This window comes from Ferriphaselus sp. R-1, assembly GCF_000746095.1.
GTDB lineage: Bacteria > Pseudomonadota > Gammaproteobacteria > Burkholderiales > Gallionellaceae > Ferriphaselus.
Genome location: NZ_JQKP01000002.1, coordinates 118,344 through 137,884, shown reverse-complemented (window position 1 = coordinate 137,884; position 19,541 = coordinate 118,344). Strand labels below are relative to the sequence as shown.

At 63.1% G+C, this 19,541-nt stretch carries 19 protein-coding genes; 7 read left to right on the top strand and 12 right to left on the bottom strand.

Features of this window, described 5'->3' with window-relative positions:
* Positions 1–3: 3 nt before the first annotated feature.
* Positions 4–846, top strand: coding sequence for a phosphate/phosphite/phosphonate ABC transporter substrate-binding protein (locus DM08_RS03075; RefSeq protein WP_237560205.1), 843 nt, complete (start codon positions 4–6; stop codon positions 844–846).
* A 29-nt stretch (positions 847–875) separates the two neighbouring features.
* Positions 876–2,687, top strand: coding sequence for a sensor histidine kinase (locus DM08_RS12160; protein ID WP_152555764.1), 1,812 nt, complete (start codon positions 876–878; stop codon positions 2,685–2,687).
* A gap of 117 nt (positions 2,688–2,804) precedes the next feature.
* On the opposite strand, the gene purD is transcribed toward DM08_RS12160, so the two are convergent.
* From purD to dusB, 5 genes are read right to left on the bottom strand one after another with little or no spacing between them, the layout of a single operon-like run.
* Positions 2,805–4,076, bottom strand: coding sequence for a phosphoribosylamine--glycine ligase (gene purD / locus DM08_RS03065; protein WP_035383165.1), 1,272 nt, complete (start codon positions 4,074–4,076; stop codon positions 2,805–2,807).
* Positions 4,077–4,108: 32 nt separating this feature from the next.
* On the bottom strand, positions 4,109–4,426 hold the full coding sequence (locus DM08_RS03060; protein ID WP_035383164.1) for a hypothetical protein: 318 nt from the start codon (positions 4,424–4,426) through the stop codon (positions 4,109–4,111).
* 36 nt (positions 4,427–4,462) lie between these two features.
* Positions 4,463–6,025, bottom strand: a complete 1,563-nt coding sequence (gene purH, locus DM08_RS03055) for a bifunctional phosphoribosylaminoimidazolecarboxamide formyltransferase/IMP cyclohydrolase (RefSeq protein WP_035383163.1) — start codon at positions 6,023–6,025, stop codon at positions 4,463–4,465.
* Between the two features lie 16 nt (positions 6,026–6,041).
* Positions 6,042–6,305: a helix-turn-helix domain-containing protein gene (locus DM08_RS03050; RefSeq protein WP_051937760.1), complete on the bottom strand. Its 264-nt coding sequence runs from the start codon at positions 6,303–6,305 to the stop codon at positions 6,042–6,044.
* The gene (dusB, locus tag DM08_RS03045) at positions 6,302–7,309 is read right to left on the bottom strand and encodes a tRNA dihydrouridine synthase DusB (RefSeq protein WP_035383162.1); all 1,008 of its coding nucleotides are present in this window, start codon (positions 7,307–7,309) and stop codon (positions 6,302–6,304) included. Before dusB ends, DM08_RS03050 begins: the two co-directional genes overlap by 4 nt.
* A 94-nt stretch (positions 7,310–7,403) precedes the next feature.
* Here dusB and DM08_RS12980 point away from each other — a divergent pair, with 94 nt between their 5' ends.
* The 5 genes from DM08_RS12980 to DM08_RS03020 all read left to right on the top strand — a co-directional run bounded on the left by DM08_RS12980 (position 7,404) and on the right by DM08_RS03020 (position 13,588).
* A complete protein-coding gene (locus DM08_RS12980) occupies positions 7,404–7,697 on the top strand; it encodes a hypothetical protein (protein ID WP_035383161.1) in 294 nt (97 codons plus the stop codon).
* 73 nt (positions 7,698–7,770) lie between these two features.
* Entirely contained in the window at positions 7,771–9,009 is a 1,239-nt protein-coding gene (locus tag DM08_RS03035) for a TolC family protein (protein WP_035383160.1), read from the top strand.
* The gene (locus DM08_RS03030) at positions 9,006–10,142 is read left to right on the top strand and encodes an efflux RND transporter periplasmic adaptor subunit (protein WP_035383159.1); all 1,137 of its coding nucleotides are present in this window, start codon (positions 9,006–9,008) and stop codon (positions 10,140–10,142) included. The genes DM08_RS03035 and DM08_RS03030 overlap by 4 nt, the downstream gene beginning before the upstream one ends.
* Position 10,143: 1 nt before the next feature.
* The gene (locus DM08_RS03025) at positions 10,144–13,245 is read left to right on the top strand and encodes an efflux RND transporter permease subunit (protein WP_035383158.1); all 3,102 of its coding nucleotides are present in this window, start codon (positions 10,144–10,146) and stop codon (positions 13,243–13,245) included.
* 16 nt (positions 13,246–13,261) lie between these two features.
* On the top strand, positions 13,262–13,588 hold the full coding sequence (locus DM08_RS03020; protein ID WP_035383157.1) for a P-II family nitrogen regulator: 327 nt from the start codon (positions 13,262–13,264) through the stop codon (positions 13,586–13,588).
* A gap of 3 nt (positions 13,589–13,591) precedes the next feature.
* Here DM08_RS03020 and DM08_RS03015 read toward each other — a convergent pair whose 3' ends face one another.
* The 7 genes from DM08_RS03015 to DM08_RS02985 form a co-directional block, all read right to left on the bottom strand.
* The gene (locus DM08_RS03015) at positions 13,592–14,377 is read right to left on the bottom strand and encodes an ABC transporter permease (RefSeq protein ID WP_035383156.1); all 786 of its coding nucleotides are present in this window, start codon (positions 14,375–14,377) and stop codon (positions 13,592–13,594) included.
* A gap of 144 nt (positions 14,378–14,521) precedes the next feature.
* The gene (locus DM08_RS03010; RefSeq protein WP_081908760.1) at positions 14,522–15,436 is read right to left on the bottom strand and encodes an ATP-binding cassette domain-containing protein; all 915 of its coding nucleotides are present in this window, start codon (positions 15,434–15,436) and stop codon (positions 14,522–14,524) included.
* A gap of 160 nt (positions 15,437–15,596) precedes the next feature.
* Positions 15,597–16,259 (bottom strand): alpha/beta hydrolase, encoded by a 663-nt coding sequence (locus DM08_RS03005; protein WP_035383155.1) that lies wholly within the window; start codon positions 16,257–16,259, stop codon positions 15,597–15,599.
* A complete protein-coding gene (locus DM08_RS03000; protein ID WP_035383154.1) occupies positions 16,259–16,558 on the bottom strand; it encodes a (2Fe-2S) ferredoxin domain-containing protein in 300 nt (99 codons plus the stop codon). Before DM08_RS03000 ends, DM08_RS03005 begins: the two co-directional genes overlap by 1 nt.
* Before the next feature lie 24 nt (positions 16,559–16,582).
* Positions 16,583–17,686, bottom strand: a complete 1,104-nt coding sequence (locus tag DM08_RS02995; RefSeq protein ID WP_051937758.1) for a VanZ family protein — start codon at positions 17,684–17,686, stop codon at positions 16,583–16,585.
* The gene (locus DM08_RS02990) at positions 17,683–18,369 is read right to left on the bottom strand and encodes a DsbC family protein (protein ID WP_035383153.1); all 687 of its coding nucleotides are present in this window, start codon (positions 18,367–18,369) and stop codon (positions 17,683–17,685) included. Before DM08_RS02990 ends, DM08_RS02995 begins: the two co-directional genes overlap by 4 nt.
* An 8-nt stretch (positions 18,370–18,377) precedes the next feature.
* The gene (locus tag DM08_RS02985) at positions 18,378–19,535 is read right to left on the bottom strand and encodes a UbiH/UbiF family hydroxylase (protein ID WP_035383152.1); all 1,158 of its coding nucleotides are present in this window, start codon (positions 19,533–19,535) and stop codon (positions 18,378–18,380) included.
* Between the last annotated feature and the right edge of the window lie 6 nt (positions 19,536–19,541).

The following is a 19,541-nucleotide window of genomic DNA, read 5'->3' as shown; positions in this document are numbered from 1 at the left end:
CAAGTGCAGCGTTTTTTAAGATTACTTGGGGCCGCCCTTTGTGGGGTATTGCTCTATGCTGGGCTCGCTCAATCAAGTGAACTCGGACAAACCTTTACTTTCGGCATTGTTCCGCAGCAATCGGCTAGTCGATCGGCAGAGGAGTGGGGGCCGTTGCTTGCCGAGTTGAGTCTGCATACCGGATTGAGCTTCAGGTTTGCCACGGCACCTAGCATCCCGGTATTCGAACAGCGACTGGGACGAGGCGAGTACGATTTTGCCTACATGAATCCCTACCACTATGTGGTCTTTCATCGCGTATCGGGTTACCGAGCTCTAGCCAAGGAGCAGGCAAAGATGCTCAAGGGAATTATCGTGGTACGGAAAGATGCCAATGTACGGGCCTTACCCGACCTGGCTGGGCAGGAGGTGGCCTTTCCGGCACCGGCAGCATTCGCGGCCTCGATTCTGACCCAGGCCGAATTCGAGCGGCAGAGGGTCAAGATCACCCCACGTTATGTGTCGTCGCACGAATCGGTATACCGAGCGGTTGCCGCCGGATTGTATCCGGCGGGTGGAGGAATACCGCGAACTCTGGAGGCGGCTCCCGATGCAGTTCGAGGGCAATTGAGAGTTCTGGTACAGACCGCCCAGTACACGCCCCATGCCATAGCTAGCGCACCACGGGTGAGTCCCGAGATTGTTGAGCGAGTTCAACAGGCTTTGGTGTCCATGTCCTCGACCGAGAGGGGACGCCAGATTTTGCGCGGGCTTACGTTCAGCGGAATTATGCGTGCCGAGGATGAGGCGTGGAATGATATTCGCGCACTCGACCTCAAGATGCTTGAGCGCTTGGGTACCCCATGAGCCCATCGCGACATCGTTGGTGATTGTCCGTGCGCTTCCGAACCAAGACCATTATTGGCATTGGCCTGATCGAGGCCACCCTGCTTGCTCTGCTGATTTCCAGTGTGATGGCGGTACTGGCGCGCTCCAACGAACGCGAGCTGGAACAGCGCGTCAGACTGGCTGGAGAGTTGCTTGCTGGCGCATCCAGGGAGGCAGTGCTAGCTCAGGATCTGGCAACTCTGGAAGGGCTGGTTGACGCAGCCATCGCATCCAGCCATATCGACTACGTATCGATTCTCGATCAGGATGGACGAGTCTTGGCCCAGCGAGGGGATGGGACCTTGCTTGCTCGTCCGTTTCATGCCGACTCTTCGTTCAGCTCGGTGCAGGATGATGTTTTCGACTGGGCAACGCCGATCCAGGTCAAGGGTGTGAATTATGGCCAGGTCCGAGTCGGCCTGTCGACACTACCTTTGGCCGCATTGGTGGAATCTGCTCGGGAATGGGCGGGAGGCATCGCGCTCCTCGAAATGGCTTTGGTGGCCTTGTTTTCCTGGATGCTGGGAACTTATCTTACTCGACAGCTGGTCGGCCTGAAGGATGCCAGTCATCATGTCGCGCAAGGTGATTTCGATTATCGAATTCCGGTGCGCGGTAAAGATGAGTTGGCTGAGGTGACCGTTGCGTTCAACCAGATGACGGCGACGTTGCGGCACAGGAACGAACAGCTTGCCGAAGAAAGTGCTACACGTTCAGAGACTGCTCGGCAGCTTGAGGTCACCGCATCCCAGCTCAGGCAACGTGGCGAGCAAATGGCCGCTATTTTTGCCCTGAGTCCGGACGGATTCGTTTCGTTCGATTTACAGGGGCGAGTCGGTTTGGTGAATCGCACGTTCCAGACGATCCTGGGGGTGGATGGTTCGACGGTGCTGGGGTTGGAGCTTGAGGAGCTGGTTGCTGTGTTGCGTGGAAAGTGTGTCCAGGCGCGGTCGGGATGCCTGGAGCAACTCATGCATGACGAGGCGGCGGTGGGGGCGGGTAATCGAGGTGTGCGCTGCCTGATCGAGCTTGCCCAACCCACCGGCAGATTGCTGGAGATCAGGGTGCAAAGGGCTTTGATCGGACACGTGTCCATGGTGCTGCATTTCAGAGATGTCACCTTCGAGGCCGAGATTGATAGGCTGAAAAGTCAGTTCCTCATGATGGCGGCGCATGAGTTAAGGACACCACTGGCTAGCATCTATGGTTACTCCGAGCTGCTGGCCTCTGGCCGGATCATGTCACAAGATCTGGAGGAAGTAGCCAATGTCATTCACCGCCAATCAGGAGTGCTGGCCTCGATTATCGACGAGCTACTCGAACTTTCGCGGATCGATGCTTACAAGGGCTCGCTCTTCGAGATGCGCGAAGTCTCTCTGTTCGAGCTGGTTCAGGCCAAGGTGGCTGGTTTTCTAGTCCCGGAGGGGCGCGCTCGGCCAGTACTTACACTTCAAGATGACTCGCGTGTATATGTCGATGTGCAAAGAATTGGTCAGGTGATGGAGCATCTGGTCGACAACGCCTATCGCTTCTCCCCTGGAGATACCCGCGTCGATGTCGCTGTAGGGCAAGAGCGCGGTTCGGATGGTGAGATGCGAGCTGTGCTCGAGATCCGTGATTCCGGCATAGGCATGGATCAGGAGCAGCAGAAAAGATCGTTTGAGCGATTCTACCGGGCCGACTCATCGGGGGTGATGCCCGGCTTGGGGCTGGGTATGACGATTGTGTATGAACTGGTCAAGTTGCACGGTGGCAGGATCGCTATCGTTAGCAGTCCGGGGCAAGGAACCTCGGTGTCTGTCAGTTTGCCGATCGTTTGATGTCATAAGATCAGGCAGGCTTCATGTGCCGGGCGCAACCTGCTCGAACCCGGCGCGTTGCGCTTGCCGGTTATGGTGCGCGCGGTCCGCTCCAGCTGGGGTGGCGAGGTGGCCGGATTACCTGCGTGCGATCGCTCGGTAGCCGATGTCGCGGCGCATCTGGGCACCGTCGAAGTGGATGCCGTCGGCGACTTCGTAGGCGCGCTGCTGGGCGCGCTTGACCATGTCGCCCAGCGCGGTGACGCACAGCACGCGGCCACCGTTGGTGACGACCTTGCCGTCTTGCATGGTGGTTCCGGCGTGGAACACGTGGGCATCGTCCTGCGGTTTGGGCAGGCCGGTGATGACATCACCTTTGCGCGGGGTGTCGGGATAGTTGGCGGCAGCCATCACCACGCCCAGCGCGGTGCGTCTGTCCCATTCAGCTTCGACCTGGTCCAGCGTTCCGGCGATGGCGTGCTCCATCAGCACCGACAGATCGCTCTTCAGGCGCAGCATGATGGGCTGGGTCTCGGGGTCGCCCATGCGGCAGTTGAATTCCAGCACCTTGAGGCCGCCGTCCGGCGAGATCATCAGCCCGGCGTAGAGGAAGCCGGTGTAGGTCACGCCCTCGGCTTCCATGCCGCGAACCACCGGCAGGATGACTTCGCGAATGGCCTTGGCGTGAATGGTGGGCGTGACGACGGGCGCGGGCGAATACGCGCCCATGCCGCCGGTGTTGGGGCCGTGGTCACGGTCGAGCAGGCGTTTGTGATCCTGGCTGGTGGCCAGCGGCAGCACGTTCTTGCCGTCGACCATGACGATGAAGCTGGCCTCTTCGCCTTCCAGAAACGCCTCGATCACCACCCGCGCGCCCGCGTCGCCGAAGCTATTGTCGGCCAGCATCATGTCGATGGCGGCATAGGCCTCCATCTCGGTCATCGCCACTACCACGCCCTTGCCGGCGGCCAGGCCGTCAGCCTTGATGACGATGGGCGCGCCGTGTTTGTCCACGTAATCGCGCGCCAACTCGACATCGCTGAACGTCTCGAAGAACGCGGTGGGGATGTGGTGGCGGGTCATGAAGCGCTTGGCGAAGTCCTTGGAGGATTCGAGCTGCGCAGCGGCCTTGGTCGGGCCGAAGATCTTCAGCTTCTCGGCGCGGAAGGCATCCACGATGCCCGCCGCCAGTGGCGCTTCCGGCCCGACCACGGTGAATTCGATACTTTCGCGTTTGACGAACTCGATCAACTCTTGGATGTCGGTGATGGGCAGATTCTCCAGGCCATCTTCCAGCGCTGTGCCCGCATTGCCGGGCGCGACGAACACCTTTTGCACCCGCTCGCCTTGCGCCAGACGCCAGGCCAAAGCATGTTCACGACCACCGGAACCCACCACTAGAATTTTCATATTCGACTCGCTGATACTGTTGTTTGGACGTACTACCGGCTCAGGCGGTAGATCAATGCGATAGGCGTGCCGCTCGATCCGGTCCCCGCATCCTGCAACACGAACTCGCCGGTGATGGCGAAACCCTTGTCCTGCAACTGCTTGAGGAACAGGGCGCAATTCTCTTTGGCCGCCAATTCGGGCGTGGCGATCAGTGCAGGGTTGGAGATAGAGAACGAGCGCAGCACCACCGGACCGCCGGGTTCGGCGTTGCAGCGCACGATGGCCAGCTCGCCCGCTTGGCTCGCACCCATACCCAACGCCAGCAGCAGGGGCGACACCATCATCTTGAGCAGTCGTGTGGTACGCATGTCGCCTCCTGTCGCGTGTGTCGGGTCAGTCCGGATTTAGTGGCGGAAATGGCGGTAGCCGGTGAACACCATGGCGATGCCGTGCTCGTCGGCGGCGGCGATCACTTCGGCATCACGCATCGAGCCGCCGGGCTGGATCACAGCCTTGGCTCCAGCTGCCGCAAGTACGTCGATGCCATCGCGGAACGGGAAGAAAGCATCCGACGACACCACGGAATCGACTAGACTCAGACCGGCGTGCTGTGCCTTGATGCTGGCGATCTTGGTGCTATCGACGCGGCTCATCTGGCCCGCGCCCACGCCCAGCGTCTGGCCGTTCTTGCAGAACACGATGGCATTGGATTTCACGTACTTCGCCACACGCCAGGCAAACAGCAGGTCGGCCAGTTGTGCGGCGGTCGGCTGGTTCTTGGTGACGACCTTGAGCTGGTCGGCCTGCACGTTGAGCGCATCCGGCGACTGCACCAGCAAGCCACCGCCGACGCGCTTCACGTCCCAGGCATTGTGGGCGTTGGACAGCGGCACGGTCAGCACGCGCACGTTCTGCTTGGCGGCGGTGACGGCCAGTGCAGCGTCGGTGGCGCTTGGCGCGATGATGACTTCGACGAACTGGTTGGCGGTGATCTGCGCAGCGGAGGCTTCATCCAGCTCGCGATTGAAGGCGATGATGCCGCCGAAGGCGGAAGTCGTATCCGTCGCGTAGGCCAGCTTGTAGGCGTTCAGCGCGGAATCCGCGATCGCCACGCCGCAGGGATTGGCGTGCTTCACGATGACGCAGGCGGGTTGATCGAAGGTCTTGACCAATTCCCACGCCGCATCGGCGTCGCCGATGTTGTTGTAGCTGAGTTCCTTGCCCTGCACCTGAGTGTAGTCGGCGATGCCGCCGGGCAGCGCGATCAGGTCGCGGTAGAAGGCGGCGCTCTGGTGCGGATTCTCGCCGTAGCGCATGTCCTGCACCTTGGCGAAATTGAAGTTGATCTGCGCAGGGAACGAGCTCTTGCTGCCGTCGTTGCGGATGGCGGTGAGGTAGTTGCTGATCATGCTGTCGTAGGCGGCAGTGTGCGAGAACGCCTTCTTCATCAGGTCGAAGCGGGTGGCATCGGACACCGCGCCGCCATTGGTCTGCATCTCGGCCAGCACGTCGGCGTAATCGGCCGGGTCAGTGACGATGGCGACGTGGCCGTGGTTCTTGGCCGCTGCGCGCACCATGGTCGGGCCGCCGATGTCGATGTTTTCGATCGCGTCTTCCAACGTACAGCCGGGCTTGGCGACGGTCGCCGCGAACGGGTACAGATTCACAACCACCAGGTCGATGGTCGGGATGCCGTGCTTTTCCAGCGTGGCGACGTGCTCGGGCAGATCGCGGCGCGCCAGAATACCCGCGTGGACTTTGGGCTGCAGCGTCTTGACGCGGCCATCCAGCATCTCGGGGAAGCCGGTGTAGTCAGCGACTTCGGTGCAGGGCACGCCGTTGTCGGCGAGCAGCTTGGCCGTGCCGCCGGTGGAGAGCAGCTTCACGCCGAGGGCATGCAGGCCCTGGGCGAATTCGAGTACGCCGGATTTGTCGGAGACGCTGATGAGGGCTTGTGTGATGGCCATGAGGGTCTTTCGTGGGTTATTTGATCTTGAGGTCCTGCATCTTCTTGCGCAGGGTGTTGCGATTGATGCCGAGCAGCTCGGCGGCGCGGGTCTGATTGCCGCCCGCATGATGCAGTACGGTCTCGATCAGTGGCTTTTCGACACAGCGGACCACCATGTCATAGATCGAACTGGAAGGGTGCTCGCCCTCCAGATCGCTGAAATATTCGTTCACCGCATCACGCACGTAACGGGCGATCTCGTTCTCGCCGACCGGGCCGCAGCCACATTCCTTGCTCATGCCGCCAACTCCTCCCCGTAATGCAGGCGCTCTCCGCGCTCTAGTTGTAAGTCAAAGAATTCACACACCGCCGCCATTTGCTCTTCCGTGGAGGGCAGCTGGTTCATGTGATGACGGAACTGCGCCGAGCCGGGCAGCCCCTTGGTGTACCAGGAAATGTGCTTGCGCGCGACGCGCGTGCCGCTGTATTCCCCGTAGAAATCGTACAGGTCTTGTAGATGAGCCACCAGCACCGCGCGGATCTCGGCCACCTGCGGCGCGGGCAGATGCTGTCCGGTCGCCATGAAGTGAGCGATCTCGCGGAACAACCAGGGACGGCCCTGTGCGGCACGGCCTATCATCACCGCATCCGCGCCGGTGTGCTGCAGCACGTACTGCGCCTTCTCTGGGGTGGTGATGTCGCCATTGGCGATCACCGGGATGCGGACTTCAGCCTTCACCGCTGCGATGGTGTCGTATTCCGCATCGCCGGTGTAGCCGCAGGCGCGGGTGCGGCCATGGATGGCCAGCGCCTGGATGCCGCTACTCTCGGCGATGCGAGCGATGTTGATGGCGTTGCGACTGGACTTGTCCCAGCCGGTACGGATCTTCAGTGTCACCGGCACATCGACCGCGCCCACCACCGCTTCGAGCAGCGTCTGCACCAAAGGCTCGTTCTGCAACAGCGCTGAGCCTGCCATCACGTTGCAGATCTTCTTGGCCGGGCAACCCATGTTGATGTCTATGATCTGCGCGCCGTTGTCCACGTTATATTTCGCCGCCTCGGCCAGCATCTTGGGGTCGGCCCCGACGATCTGCACCGAGATCGGGTCGACCTCGCCCTCGTGGTTGGCGCGGCGCATGGTCTTTTCGGAGCCGTACAGCAGGGAGTTCGAAGCCACCATCTCGGACACGGCCATCCCCGCGCCCATCTTCTTGCAAAGAATGCGGAAAGGTCGGTCGGTCACGCCCGCCATGGGGGCGACGATCAGATTGTTCTTGAGCTGGTAGGGGCCGATGCGCATCGGTAAACTCCGGAAAGGGCGCTGATTATAATCGAAACTCTGCCCATTCCCGAAGCTGCCGACAGCTATTTTTCACTTCGACTATAATGCCGCCATGTCCATGCCATCGTCCCTCCTGTCGCGTTGCCTGCTCGCCGCTCTGGTGCTGCTGACCCTTTGGCTGGGCTGTGTCGGGCATGCCTGGGTAGGAGATGCGCAGGATAACGGCCTGATCGAGTTGTCCCTGGATGCTCCGGGTGACGACACGACGGACCGGGACGCTCCCATCTCGCAGCCTTCCCTCCGCTATCCTGCACTGCTTGCCGCCAGCTACCCGACGGACAGGGCGCGCGTCTCCATCCCCAGCCGCTCCTTGCCGCCGGACCATCCGCCACCCGAACTCGCCTGATCCAGTACCGCGCGCGCATTGCTTGCGCCGCACGCTGCTGCCCGTGCAGCACCTTGGACCTATGGATTCGAACATGACAACAAAACATCACGTATCACTGGCGGCTAGTGCCTTGCTGGTCGCGCTGGCCGGGAACGCCACCGCACTGACCTTGCCGGAGGCCCTGACCCTGGCCGAACGACACAGCCCGGCACTCAGGGCCGCCAGGGGGCAACAACAGGGTGCGCAAGCCGCACTCGACACCGCGCGCGCCTATCCCAATCCCGAAGTCGAATACGGCGCGGGCAATTCGCACCTGATGCCTGCCACGCCGCACCCCGGGCGCAACCGTCTGCTGGCCGTCTCCCAGCCGCTGGAGCTGCCTTCGGTGCGCGATGCCCGTGAGCGCGCAGCCGAGGCCGGCGCACTCTCCGGCTCGGCCCAGCTGATGGATGCCCGGCTCAATCTGCACGCCCAGGTCAAACAGGCGTTCCTTGACATCCAGCGCCGCGATAGCGAAGCGCAGCTGGCGGAAGAATCCCGCGCCTTGCTGGCGCAGATCTACAGCCGGGTGAAGCTGCGGGTCGAGGTGGGCGAGGCATCGCGCTACGAGTTGATCAAGGCCGACGCCGAGATGCTGGCTGCCGAGAATGCGGCGCAGAGCGCCGAGATCAGGGTCGTCCAGGCCAAGGATCGTCTGCGCGCCCTGCTGGGCACGGCGTTGGACGACAGCTTCGACATCACGCCGACCACATTGCCGCCCGACGAATTGCCCGCGCTGGCGACGCTGCGAGAAGAGTTGCTGGCCCACCAGCCCTTGCTCAAGGCCGCCGAGGCCGAGACCCGGCGCGCCGCTGCGAAACTCGATCAGGAGCGCAGCCTGCGTATCCCGCAACCCACGCTGAAGTGGAGCGCCGAGCAGCATCCCGATGTCAACCTGTGGCGCGTCGGCATCGCCCTGCCGCTGCCCTTGTGGGACAGGCGCGCCGGTCCGATTGGTGAAGCCCAGGCCAATCTGGAGCGCGCCGAGGCTGAACAGGAGCGTATCCGCAGCAACGTCCTGAACGAGCTGGATCAGGCCTATGGGCGCTACCGCATCGCCCAGCGCCAGCTGCACATCTTCGAGACCGGGCTGATGCAGGGTGCGGAAACCGCCCTCAAGGTCGCCGAGGCCGCTTATCGCTACGGCGAGCGCGGCATCCTCGACTACCTCGATGCCCAGCGCGTCGTCCGCAGCACGCGCATGGATTACCTGAATGCTCGTTACGAATTGCAGTTCGCCCTGGTCGATATCGAACGACTGCGCGGCACCCTCGCTGGAGAACACCCATGATGACCAAGAACATTTCCATCCTGCTGCTAGCCGTTCTGCTGTCCGCCTGCCAAGGCAAGCAGGAAGCTCCCGCCAAAGTGGCCGAAGACCCCTCCATCGTCACCGTTGCGCCCGAACTGCTCAGCCGCCTGACCATCGCGGTAGTCGGGGCCGCAGAAATGGCCGAGACCCTGCGCGTCCCGGCGCGCATCGCCGTGGACGAGCAACGGGTCGCCCGCATCGGTGCCGCCGTGATCGGACGGTTGACCGACATTCATGCCGAGCTCGGCCAGCGGGTGAAGCGTGGCGAAGTGCTCGCCTCCCTGCACAGCACCGAACTGTCCTCGGCACAACTGACCTATCTCAAGGCACTGTCGCAGGAAGGCTTGCAGCAACGCGCCGTCAGCCGCGCCAAACTGCTGTTCGAGTCGGATGTGATCAGCGCCGCCGAGTTGCAAAAGCGCGAGAGCGAGCTGCTCCAGGCCCAGGCCGAGCGCCACGCCTCGCAGGATCAGCTCAAGGTGCTGGGCATGACCGATGGCGACATCAACAAGCTGGGCGCGACGCGCTCGGTGCACTCGCTCTCGTCTGTCACCTCCACCGTGGATGGCGTGGTGATCGAGCGCAAGGTGACGCAGGGCGAGGTGGTGCAGCCCGCCGATGCCCTGTTCACCGTGGCCGATCTGTCACAGGTCTGGCTGGTCGCCGAGATTCCCGAGCAGCAGGCCGGGCTCATCAAGACGGGCGACGTCAGCGAGGCCGAGGTGCCTGCGCTGGAGGACCAGCGCGTGAAGGGCAAACTGATCTTCGTGTCGGATACGGTCAAGCCCGACACCCGTACCGTGACTGCGCGCATGGCGATGGAGAATCCGGGCCACACGCTCAAGCCGGGCATGCTCGCCTCTATGCTGATCCACGGCACGCCCCATCAGCGGGTGATGGTCCCGGTCGTGTCCGTGGTGCGCGAAGACCGGCGCGACTATGTCTTCGTCCAGATCGACGCGCAGCACTTCCAGTTGCGTCAGGTCAAGCTCGGACAGGAGAACGCCGGGGTCGCTCCGGTGCTGGATGGCTTGTTCGAGGGCGAGAAGATCGTCACCGAAGGCGCTTTCCACCTGAACAACGAGCGCCGCCGCAAAGAACTGGAGGGCTGACATGTTGACCGCCATCATTCGCGCTGCAATCAAGCAGCGCCTGGTATTGGTCGTGGTCGCCGTTTGCCTGCTGGCATTCGGTCTCAACGCCAGCCGCAAACTCTCGGTCGATGCCTTCCCCGATGTGACCAATGTGCAGGTGCAAATCGCCACGGTGGCGCAGGGACGCTCGCCGGAAGAGGTGGAGCGCTTCGTCACCGTGCCGCTGGAAATGGCGATGACCGGCCTGCCGGGGCTGGAAGAGATGCGCTCGCTCAACAAGCCCGGACTGTCGCTGATCACGCTGGTATTCACCGATGCCACCGATGTGTATTTTGCCCGGCAACTGGTAATGGAGCGGCTGATCGAGGCGGGCGGACGCATGCCGCAGGGCGTGACACCCACGCTGGGCCCGCTCTCCACCGGCTTGGGCGAGGTCTATCAGTACACGCTGGACCGCACCGATGACGGTAAGCGTGCGCTCACCAAGGACGAGCTGACCGAACGCCGCATCGCGCAGGACTGGGTGGTGCGCCCCTTGCTGCGCGGCATCCCCGGCGTGGCCGAGATCAACTCACAGGGCGGCTACATCAAGCAGTATCAGGCGCTGGTCAATCCGGACCGGATGCGTTACTACCATCTCACCTTGCAGGAGATCTATCAGTCACTGGCGCGCAACAACGCCAACTCCGGCGGTGGCGTGCTGCCGCACTACGCCGAGCAATACCTGATCCGAGGCGTGGGGCTGGTGAAGTCGCTGGACGACATCCGCGCCATCGTGCTCAAGGAGCAGGACGGCGTGCCGGTGCTGATGCGCGACGTGGCCGAGGTGACCATCGGGGCTGAAGAGCGTTACGGTGCCGTCATCAAGAACGGCGACACCGAGGCGGTCGGCGGCATCGTAATGATGATGCGCGCGGGCAACGCCAAAGAGGTGGTCGGACGCATCAAACAGCGGGTGCAAGAGATCAACGACAAAGGCATGCTGCCCAACGGCCTGAAGATCGTGCCCTATTACGACCGCAGCGAGCTGGTGGATGCTGCGCTGCATACGGTGGTGAAGACCCTGATCGAGGGTGTGATCCTGGTAGTCATCGTGCTGTTCCTGTTCCTGGGTGATGTGCGCTCCTCGCTCATCGTCGTCTCCACGCTGGTGCTGACCCCGCTGATCACCTTCATGGTGATGAACCACTACGGCCTGTCCGCCAACCTGATGTCGCTGGGTGGCCTGACCATCGCCATCGGCTTGATGGTGGATGGCTCGGTGGTGGTGGTGGAGAACGCCTTCCAGCGCTTGGCCGAACGGCGCGGCAGCGGGGTGAGTCGACCGCGCGTGGTGATGGAGGCGGCAGCGGAAGTCGGCACGCCGGTGGTGTTCGGCGTGTCCATCATCATCCTGGTGTTCCTGCCGCTGATGACGCTGCAAGGCATGGAGGGCAAGATGTTCGCCCCGCTGGCCTTTACCATCGCCATTGCCCTGTTCGTCTCGCTGGTGCTCTCGCTCACGCTCACGCCGGTGCTGAGCTCCTACCTGCTGATCGGCAAGGACGAGTACGACACCCGGCTGGTGGCGGCGATCAAGCGCCCGTACCTGAGGTTGCTGGAACAGGCGCTGGCCCAGAGCCGCAAGACGGTGCTGCTGGCCGTGGGCACGTTCGTGCTGGCATTGGCATTGCTGCCCTTGCTCGGCACCGCCTTCATCCCCGAGATGAAGGAAGGCTCCATCGTGCCCGGCATCAATCGCGTGCCCAACATCTCGCTGGAAGAGTCCATCAAGATGGAGATGGAGGGGATGCGACGGGTGATGCAAGTGCCGGGCGTGAAGTCGGCAGTGTCCGGCGTGGGGCGCGGCGAAAGCCCCGCCGACGCGCAGGGGCAGAACGAATCCACCCCCATCGTCAGCCTCAAGCCGCGCGACGAGTGGCCGGACGGCTGGACGCAGGACGACATCGCCGAGGCGATCCGCACCAAGCTGAACACCTTGCCAGGCGTGCAGGTGGTGATGGCGCAGCCGATCTCCGACCGGGTGGACGAGATGGTGACCGGGGTGCGCTCGGACGTGGCGATCAAAGTGTTCGGCGATGATCTCGACCAGCTCAAGCAGAAGGGCGATGCCATCGCCCGCGTCGCCGCCACCATCAAGGGCGCGCAGGACATCCGCGTCGAACGGGTGACCGGCCAGCAATACCTGGCGATCGAGGTCGACCGGCAATCCATCGCCCGCTACGGACTGAATGTGGCCGATGTACACGACGTGATCGAGACGGCCATCGGCGGCAAACAGGCCACCGAGATCTACGAGGGCGAGCGCCGTTTCGCCGGGGTGGTGCGTCTGCCGCTGTCCTTCCGCAACGATGTCGCCACCATCCGCAGCCTGCTGGTCACCGCGCCCAACGGTGCCCAGGTGGCGCTGGAGAACCTGGCTCGCATCGAGGTGCTGGACGGCCCGGCGCAGATCAGCCGGGAGAGCGCCAAGCGCCGCATTGTGATCGGCGTGAACGTGAAAGATCGCGACCTGGGCGGTTTCGTGGCCGAGTTGCAGCAGGCGGTGGAGCACAAAGTGAAGCTGCCGGAGGGCTACTATCTGGAGTGGGGCGGTCAGTTCCAGAACATGGAGCGGGCGATGGGTCACCTGATGATTATCGTGCCGGTGACCATCGCGGCGATCTTCTTCCTGCTGTTCCTGCTGTTCGGCTCGTTGCGCTTCGCCACGCTCATCATCACCGTGCTGCCCTTCGCCTCCATCGGCGGCGTGATCGCCCTGTTCATCACCGGCGAATACCTGTCGGTGCCCGCCTCGGTCGGCTTCATCGCGCTGTGGGGCATCGCGGTGCTGAACGGCGTGGTGCTGGTGTCGTTCATCCGCAGCCTGCGCGACGAAGGCCTGGAACAGGACGAAGCGATACGGCAGGGCTGCCGCCAGCGCTTCCGCCCGGTGTTGATGACCGCCACGGTGGCGATGCTGGGGCTGATCCCGATGTTGTTCGCCACCGGTCCGGGTTCGGAAGTACAACGGCCACTGGCCATCGTGGTGATCGGCGGACTGGTCAGCTCGACACTGCTGACCCTGGTGGTGCTGCCGACGCTGTATCGCTGGTTCGAGGAAAAGCCCATCGAGGCTTGAGAGAGGAGGTACGAGTATGAAAGAGATCAAGGCCATCATCCAGCCCAAGCGGCTGGAGCGCATCCGCGATGCCTTCCGGCAGATGCCCGGCTTCCCCGGCATGACCATCCTGAAAGTGCAGGGCTGCAGCGGGCATCAGGGGCTGGAACGCCATAATTCCCTGCGCGCCGAGCTGACCGAGTTCTCCGACAAGATACGGCTGGAGATCGTCAGCCCGGACGAACAGGTCGCCGAGGTCGTGCAGTTGATCCATCAGCACGCCTACAGCGGCAAGCAGGGGGACGGCCTGCTTTGGGTCACCGATGTCGTAGATGTCCGCCGTCTGAGTCTGCCGCCGAGCTGAGTCTCAACGCCCCAGCCGGCGGCGGAACAACACCAGTGACAGGTAGTAACCCGCCAGCGCATACGCAATCAGCACGGCCAGATGCAGCCCAGCCTGCGCCGGCACCGTGCCGCTGAGTAGCGGACGGGCCAGGTCGATGGCGTGCGACAGCGGGAGCAGGGCGGACAGTGTCTGCAAGGCCGGTGGCAGTTGGGCCACCGGGAAGAACACGCCGCACAACATCATCATCGGGGTGATGACCAGAGTGAAGTAATACAGGAAGAAGTCATAGCTGGGTGCGAGCGCCGTCATCACCAGCCCCATTCCGGCAAAGCACAGCCCAACCAGCAGCGCCAGCGGAATCGCCCACAGCGACAGCCAGGTGTGCGACAGGCCGAACAGCCAGATCACTCCGAGCACCGCGCTACCTGCCATCAGGCTTTTGGTCGCCGCCCACAGCACCTCGGACAGCACGATGTCGTCCAGCGTCACCGGCGTATTGAGTATCGCCTCCCAGGTGCGCTGCTCGTGCATCCGCGCGAAACCGGAATACAGCGCCTCGAAACTCGCGCTGTTCATGGTGCTGTAGCACACCGTCCCACCCGCGAGGAACAGCATGTACGACGTGCCGCCCATCTCCGGCACCAAACTGCCCAGCCCGTAACCCAGGCCGATCAGGTAGATCATCGGATCGGCAATGTGACCAATCACCGAGGCCGCTGCGATCTTGCGCCAGACCAGGAAATTGCGCTGCCAAATGGGGAAGAAACGGCGGCTCAGGCGGGGGAAGGCGAAGATGTCAGAACGCATGCGCCAACTCCGTCATTCCGGCGTAGGCCGGAATCCAGCAATTTGAAATAACCGCGTAGCGGACAGAGGCTGGTTTTGTCGCGCTACGCACGAGCCAGTCTAATTGACTGGGTTCCGGCGTGGGCAGGAACGACGATGTTTTGTTCATTCGCGCATCTCCCGTCCCGTCAATTTCAGGAACACGTCTTCCAGATTCGCCGGTCGGTGCAGATAGCGCAGCGTCGGGTGGCCATGAAGGTGCGCCAGCAGCGGCGCGGGGTCGGCGGCGTAGCAGAACACGGTCTCGCCACTCTGCTCAAAGCGGGCAGAGTAGCCCGCTGCGTGCTGTGCAGACCACGCTTCCACGCCTTCGCCGAACACCTCCACCACTTGCGGTTCGATGTTTTGGGCGATCAGTTCGCGCGGGCTACCTTCGGTGATGAGGCGACCGTGGTCCATCACCGCCAATCGGTGGCACAGGCGCTCGGCCTCGTCCATGAAATGGGTGGTGAGCAGCAGCGTTTTGCCTTGCGCGGTGAGTTCGCGCAGGCGCTGCCAGATCAGGTGGCGCGCCTGCGGGTCGAGGCCGGTGGTCGGCTCGTCGAGAAAGATGATGTCGGGGTCGTTGACCAGCGCCCGCGCCAGCGTTAGTCGCCGCTTCATGCCGCCGGAAAGCGTCGGCACTTTGGCATCACGCTTGTGACTGAGATTGGCGAACTCCAGTAGCGCGGGGATGCGCGCTTCGATCTCGGTATCTTTCATACCGAAGTAGCGGCCATACACCAGCAGGTTCTCGGCCACGGTGAAGTCCGGGTCGAGGTTGTCCATCTGCGGCACCACGCCGACCTTGACCCGCGCCTCGCGGGCGCGTTCGGGCACCGGTTCGCCCAGCAGCGACAGCTCGCCCGCATCCGGCGTGATCAAGCCCAGCAGCAGGCGCAGCGTGGTGGTCTTGCCCGCGCCGTTGGGGCCGAGCAAGCCGTAGCATTCGCCGCGCCGGATGCTGAGGTCGAGGCCGTCCACCACCGTCTGACTGGCGTAGGCTTTGCGCAGCTTGTCTGCGCGGATGACCACACTCACGGCAGCCACCCACCGAAGGATGTCATTCCCGCGCAAGCAGGAATCCAGCAAAAAGACTGTTCCCGCACAGCGGACAAAATCAGCGTTGTCCCGCTTCGCGGGGATTTCATTTGAAGGGCTGGATTCCCGCCTACGCGGGAATGACGGTATGGGTGGCAATTCACAGCGCCACGCCCTGAAAGTGTTTCCGCACCAGGTCGGCCAGTAGCGGCAGACGGCGATGGAAGAAATGGCCACTGTCCGGCACCACCACCACCGGGATATGCTGCGGTCGCGCCCAGGCCAGCACGGCATCCAGCGCGATGATCTCGTCCTTCTCGCCGTGGATCAGCAGGGTATCTTTTGGCACTTGGGGCATGTCGGAACTGAGTTGGTATTTGGCGACCAGCCGGTGCACCGCCGGGCCGACCAGCACCAGATGGCGCGGCTTGAGCGGCACCGAGGCGCGCGCGGCGACATAGCCGCCGAAAGAGAAGCCCGCCAGGATCAGTGGCAGTTCGCCGAACTGGTCGCGGGCGAACTGCGCCACCGCGACCAGATCCTCCTCCTCGCCGTCGCCGCCGGTGAACTCGCCCTCACTCTCGCCTGCGCCCCGGAAGTTGAATCGGAACGCGGCGCAGCCCAGTTCGGCGAAAGTGTTGGCCAGCGTGGTGACGATCTTGTTGTCCATGCTGCCGCCATCCAGCGTCAGCGGATGGGCGACCAGCGCAATGGCGCGCAGCTCGCAATCCTGCCCGGTCTCGGCGCAAGCCTCCGGCAGGTGGACCACCCCTTCCAGTTTGCCTGCCGGGCCTGGCAGGGTGAATTTGCGCCGCTCGGCCATCAGACCTTCAGACGCTCGACCACTTGGCCGTGCTTCAGGTGCGACTCGATGATCTCGTCGAGATCGGACTCGTCCACATAGGTGTACCACGTCTCTTCGGGATAGACCACGATCACCGGGCCCAGGTCACAGCGCCCCAGGCAGCCCGCCGAGTTGATGCGGATATTGGGCAGGCCCAGTGCCTTGACCTTGTCCTTGGTGTAATCGCGCAGGCGTTGCGCGCCGAGGTCGTTGCAGCAACCTTCGCCGGGAGCGCGCTGGTTGGTGCAGAAGAAAACGTGCTTGTCGTAGAAACCCATGTCGCCTCCAATAAGTGGCGGCGATTATACCGCGATGCCGCGCCCGTCCCGCCTATGCCACAGGTAGCTCAGCAGCAGGAAGGGGAACACCAGTGCTACGGTCTGCGTCAGGCCGTTGTAGTTGAGCAGATGCAGGTAGCGCCATTGGTAGAGCGGAAGGGCGGACGAGGGCGCGGATTCGTCGAGGACGAAGTGCGTAAGCACCAGATAGGCCGCGCAACTCAGCCAGGCCAGGCTGCGCACACCGCGCGGCGACAGCAAGAGCGCGGCAGCCAGCAGCGACAGCCCGGCAGCGATGCCGAGCATGGCTTCGCTGTTCAGCCACAGGAACAAGGCCCAGGATTTGAGCAGTGCCGCCGCTGCGATGAACTTGGTCAGCGACACCGCGCACAGTAGCAAGACCAGCCCGATTACCGCATGGCGACGTTCACGCAGCAACATCAGCAACAGGCTGCCCAGCATCAGCAGATTGAGCGTAACCGCCAGACTCTCCTGCCAGCTGAAGATGTCCGGTGGCGGCGGCAGGAAGGGCTTGCGCGCCACTTCGCTGATGAACACGTTGCCCAGCATGGGCAGCGAGGGGTTGATCTGGGCGAATACCCACAGGGCGACCAGCGTCAGGCCGAAATCGTTGCCGCTGCCGAACAGGCGGCGACGCAGGCGGAACAAGTGCTGGGCGAACCAGATGCGCGGGGCGATGCTCACCGCCAGCAAAGCGCCCCCCAGCGTGCCGCCGACATTGGTCAGCAGATCGAGGTTGGAGCCGGTGCGCATCGGCAGATAGAGCTGGGCGAGCTCCATTCCGCCCGACAACATCGCCCCGCCCGTCACCGCCAGCACGACACTCCACCCGGCTCCCAGGTGCGACCGCAGGATCAGTCCCAGCAACAGGCCGAATGGCAGGTAGGCCAGCACATTGATGAGCGCGTCGAACCAGGTATAGGTCTGCAACAACGGTGCCGTCAGGACATCCTGCCAGCTCAGTCCCAGATCCTGCCAGCCCGAGAACGGGGTCAGGCTGACATAGACGATGAACAGTACATAGGTCGCCAGCAGGTAGAAACGCAGACGGATGCGCGGTGCGGCAGGAGGTTCGCGGCGGGGTGGGAGCGCGGGTTGCCGCGTCATTGCAAGGCTTTTTCCAGTTCGGGTGCTGGCAGGAAGCCCGGTACCACCTGGCCATCGGCGAAGATCAGCGCGGGCGTACCTTGCAGACGGAGCCTGCGCCCAAGCTCCCTCACTTTGGTGGTCGGCGTGGCGCAACTTGCGGCGGGCGGCTGCACGCCGTTGAGCATCAGATCATCCCAAGCCGCGACCCGGTCCTTGCTGCACCAGATGCCCTGCACCTTTTCCTCCGATCCGGGGAAGATCGGATACAGGAACAGGTAGAGCGTGACATTGCTGACCTTTTGCAACTCGCGCTCCAGCTTCTTGCAGTAGCCGCAGTTCGGGTCGGTGAAATACGCCAGCTTGCGGCTGCCGTTGCCCTTGACCTTCTTCAGCGCCAAGTCGAACGGCAGATTTTTAAAGTCCACCGCGAACAGTTTCTTGCTGCGCTCTTCCGTGAGGTTGCGCATGGTTCTCAGCTCGAACATGTTGCCGACGATCAGGTGCGTCACTTTTTCATCGGTATAGAACAGCTGGCTTTCCGTCACCACCTCGTACAGCCCCGGCATGGCCGACTTGTTGACCTGGGTCACCTTGCCCACTTGCGGATAGTTCTTGTCCAGTGCGGCCTTGATTTCGGCTTCGCCGGCGTGGGCGCAGAGCGAGGCCAATGACAGCAGACCGGCAAACAGTGATTTCAGCATGGGAGTCCTCAGATCAGGGCGTGACGCGCCAGCATGCGCTTGGCCGGAGTCAGCTGGTGGGTGGCGGACAGACCGAGGTTGCGCACTTTGCGCAACAGCGGGTCGGCGTTGCAGAACAGCTTTTTCAGCGTATCGGTGGTGGTCAGCATGGAAAAAATATCTTCCTGACGAGCGCGGTCGTAGCGGCGCAGCAGGGCATGATCGCCACAATCAGGTTGCGGGCCGCGCGCCAGCAGCACCTGTGCCAGTTCGCGCGCATCGCGGAAGCCGAGGTTCACGCCTTGTCCGGCCAGTGGATGCACGTTGTGCGCGGCATCGCCCACCAGCGCCAGACGCGGCTTGACGATATGCGGCAGGCGCAGGATGCGCAGGGCAAAGGATGCAGGCGGCGTGACCAGTTCCAGCTCGCCCAAGGTGTGATGCCCAGCGGCGGCGACCTGCGCGCAGAGCTCGTCGGACGAGAGTTCGAGCAGTTCCGCCGACTTTTCCGGCAACACTGACCACACCATCGACATTTGCTGCTGCGGCAGCGGCAGATAGGCCAGGATGCTGTCCGGGCGGAACCACTGATAGGCCACGCCGCGATGCGGCTTTTCGCAGCGGAAGTTGGCGACCACGCCGTGCTGCTGATACGGTGTCGGTGCTTCGTCCATGCCCGCTTGCTTGCGCACCCAGGAATCGCGCCCGTCCGCGCCGACCACCAGCTTGGCGCGTAACTCACGGCCATCGTCCAGCCTCAGCGTGGCGGTGTTCAGCGCCAAGTCTAGCGAGGCGCAGCGAGCCGGATTGAACATGGTGAGGTTGTCCTGGTCGCGGATGGTGTCCCACAGCGCTTCCTGCATCAAACGGTTTTCGAGGATGAAGGTGAGTTCCGGCGCGCCGATCTCGTAGGCGCTGAACTCCAGCTCGGAGTTGTCATCGCCGAACACCCGCATCGCCTCCACCGGCTGCACGCGGCTCATGTCCTGGCGCTGCCAGGAACCGCACTGCTTGAGGAATTCGACGTTGCCGGGAGTGATGGCGTAGATGCGGGGGTCCCAGCCTTCGTGGGAGAACTGCGCCGATTGGCCTTCGACCAGGGCCAGATTCAGCCCGCTGTCCTTGAGCGCCGCCGCCAGACTGGCACCGACCAGACCGCCGCCGACGATGACGACATCGAATTCCATCGCTAG

Bases quoted from the DNA above. Each gene is read 5' to 3' on its own strand.
- purD (WP_035383165.1), bottom strand. From the start codon at position 4,076: ATGAAAATTCTAGTGGTGGGTTCCGGTGGTCGTGAACATGCTTTGGCC.
- DM08_RS03060 (WP_035383164.1), bottom strand. From the start codon at position 4,426: ATGCGTACCACACGACTGCTCAAGATGATGGTGTCGCCCCTGCTGCTG.
- purH (WP_035383163.1), bottom strand. From the start codon at position 6,025: ATGGCCATCACACAAGCCCTCATCAGCGTCTCCGACAAATCCGGCGTA.
- DM08_RS03050 (WP_051937760.1), bottom strand. From the start codon at position 6,305: ATGAGCAAGGAATGTGGCTGCGGCCCGGTCGGCGAGAACGAGATCGCC.
- dusB (WP_035383162.1), bottom strand. From the start codon at position 7,309: ATGCGCATCGGCCCCTACCAGCTCAAGAACAATCTGATCGTCGCCCCC.
- DM08_RS12980 (WP_035383161.1), top strand. From the start codon at position 7,404: ATGTCCATGCCATCGTCCCTCCTGTCGCGTTGCCTGCTCGCCGCTCTG.
- DM08_RS03035 (WP_035383160.1), top strand. From the start codon at position 7,771: ATGACAACAAAACATCACGTATCACTGGCGGCTAGTGCCTTGCTGGTC.
- DM08_RS03030 (WP_035383159.1), top strand. From the start codon at position 9,006: ATGATGACCAAGAACATTTCCATCCTGCTGCTAGCCGTTCTGCTGTCC.
- DM08_RS03025 (WP_035383158.1), top strand. From the start codon at position 10,144: ATGTTGACCGCCATCATTCGCGCTGCAATCAAGCAGCGCCTGGTATTG.
- DM08_RS03020 (WP_035383157.1), top strand. From the start codon at position 13,262: ATGAAAGAGATCAAGGCCATCATCCAGCCCAAGCGGCTGGAGCGCATC.
- DM08_RS03015 (WP_035383156.1), bottom strand. From the start codon at position 14,377: ATGCGTTCTGACATCTTCGCCTTCCCCCGCCTGAGCCGCCGTTTCTTC.
- DM08_RS03005 (WP_035383155.1), bottom strand. From the start codon at position 16,259: ATGGCCGAGCGGCGCAAATTCACCCTGCCAGGCCCGGCAGGCAAACTG.
- DM08_RS03000 (WP_035383154.1), bottom strand. From the start codon at position 16,558: ATGGGTTTCTACGACAAGCACGTTTTCTTCTGCACCAACCAGCGCGCT.
- DM08_RS02995 (WP_051937758.1), bottom strand. From the start codon at position 17,686: ATGACGCGGCAACCCGCGCTCCCACCCCGCCGCGAACCTCCTGCCGCA.
- DM08_RS02990 (WP_035383153.1), bottom strand. From the start codon at position 18,369: ATGCTGAAATCACTGTTTGCCGGTCTGCTGTCATTGGCCTCGCTCTGC.
- DM08_RS02985 (WP_035383152.1), bottom strand. From the start codon at position 19,535: ATGGAATTCGATGTCGTCATCGTCGGCGGCGGTCTGGTCGGTGCCAGT.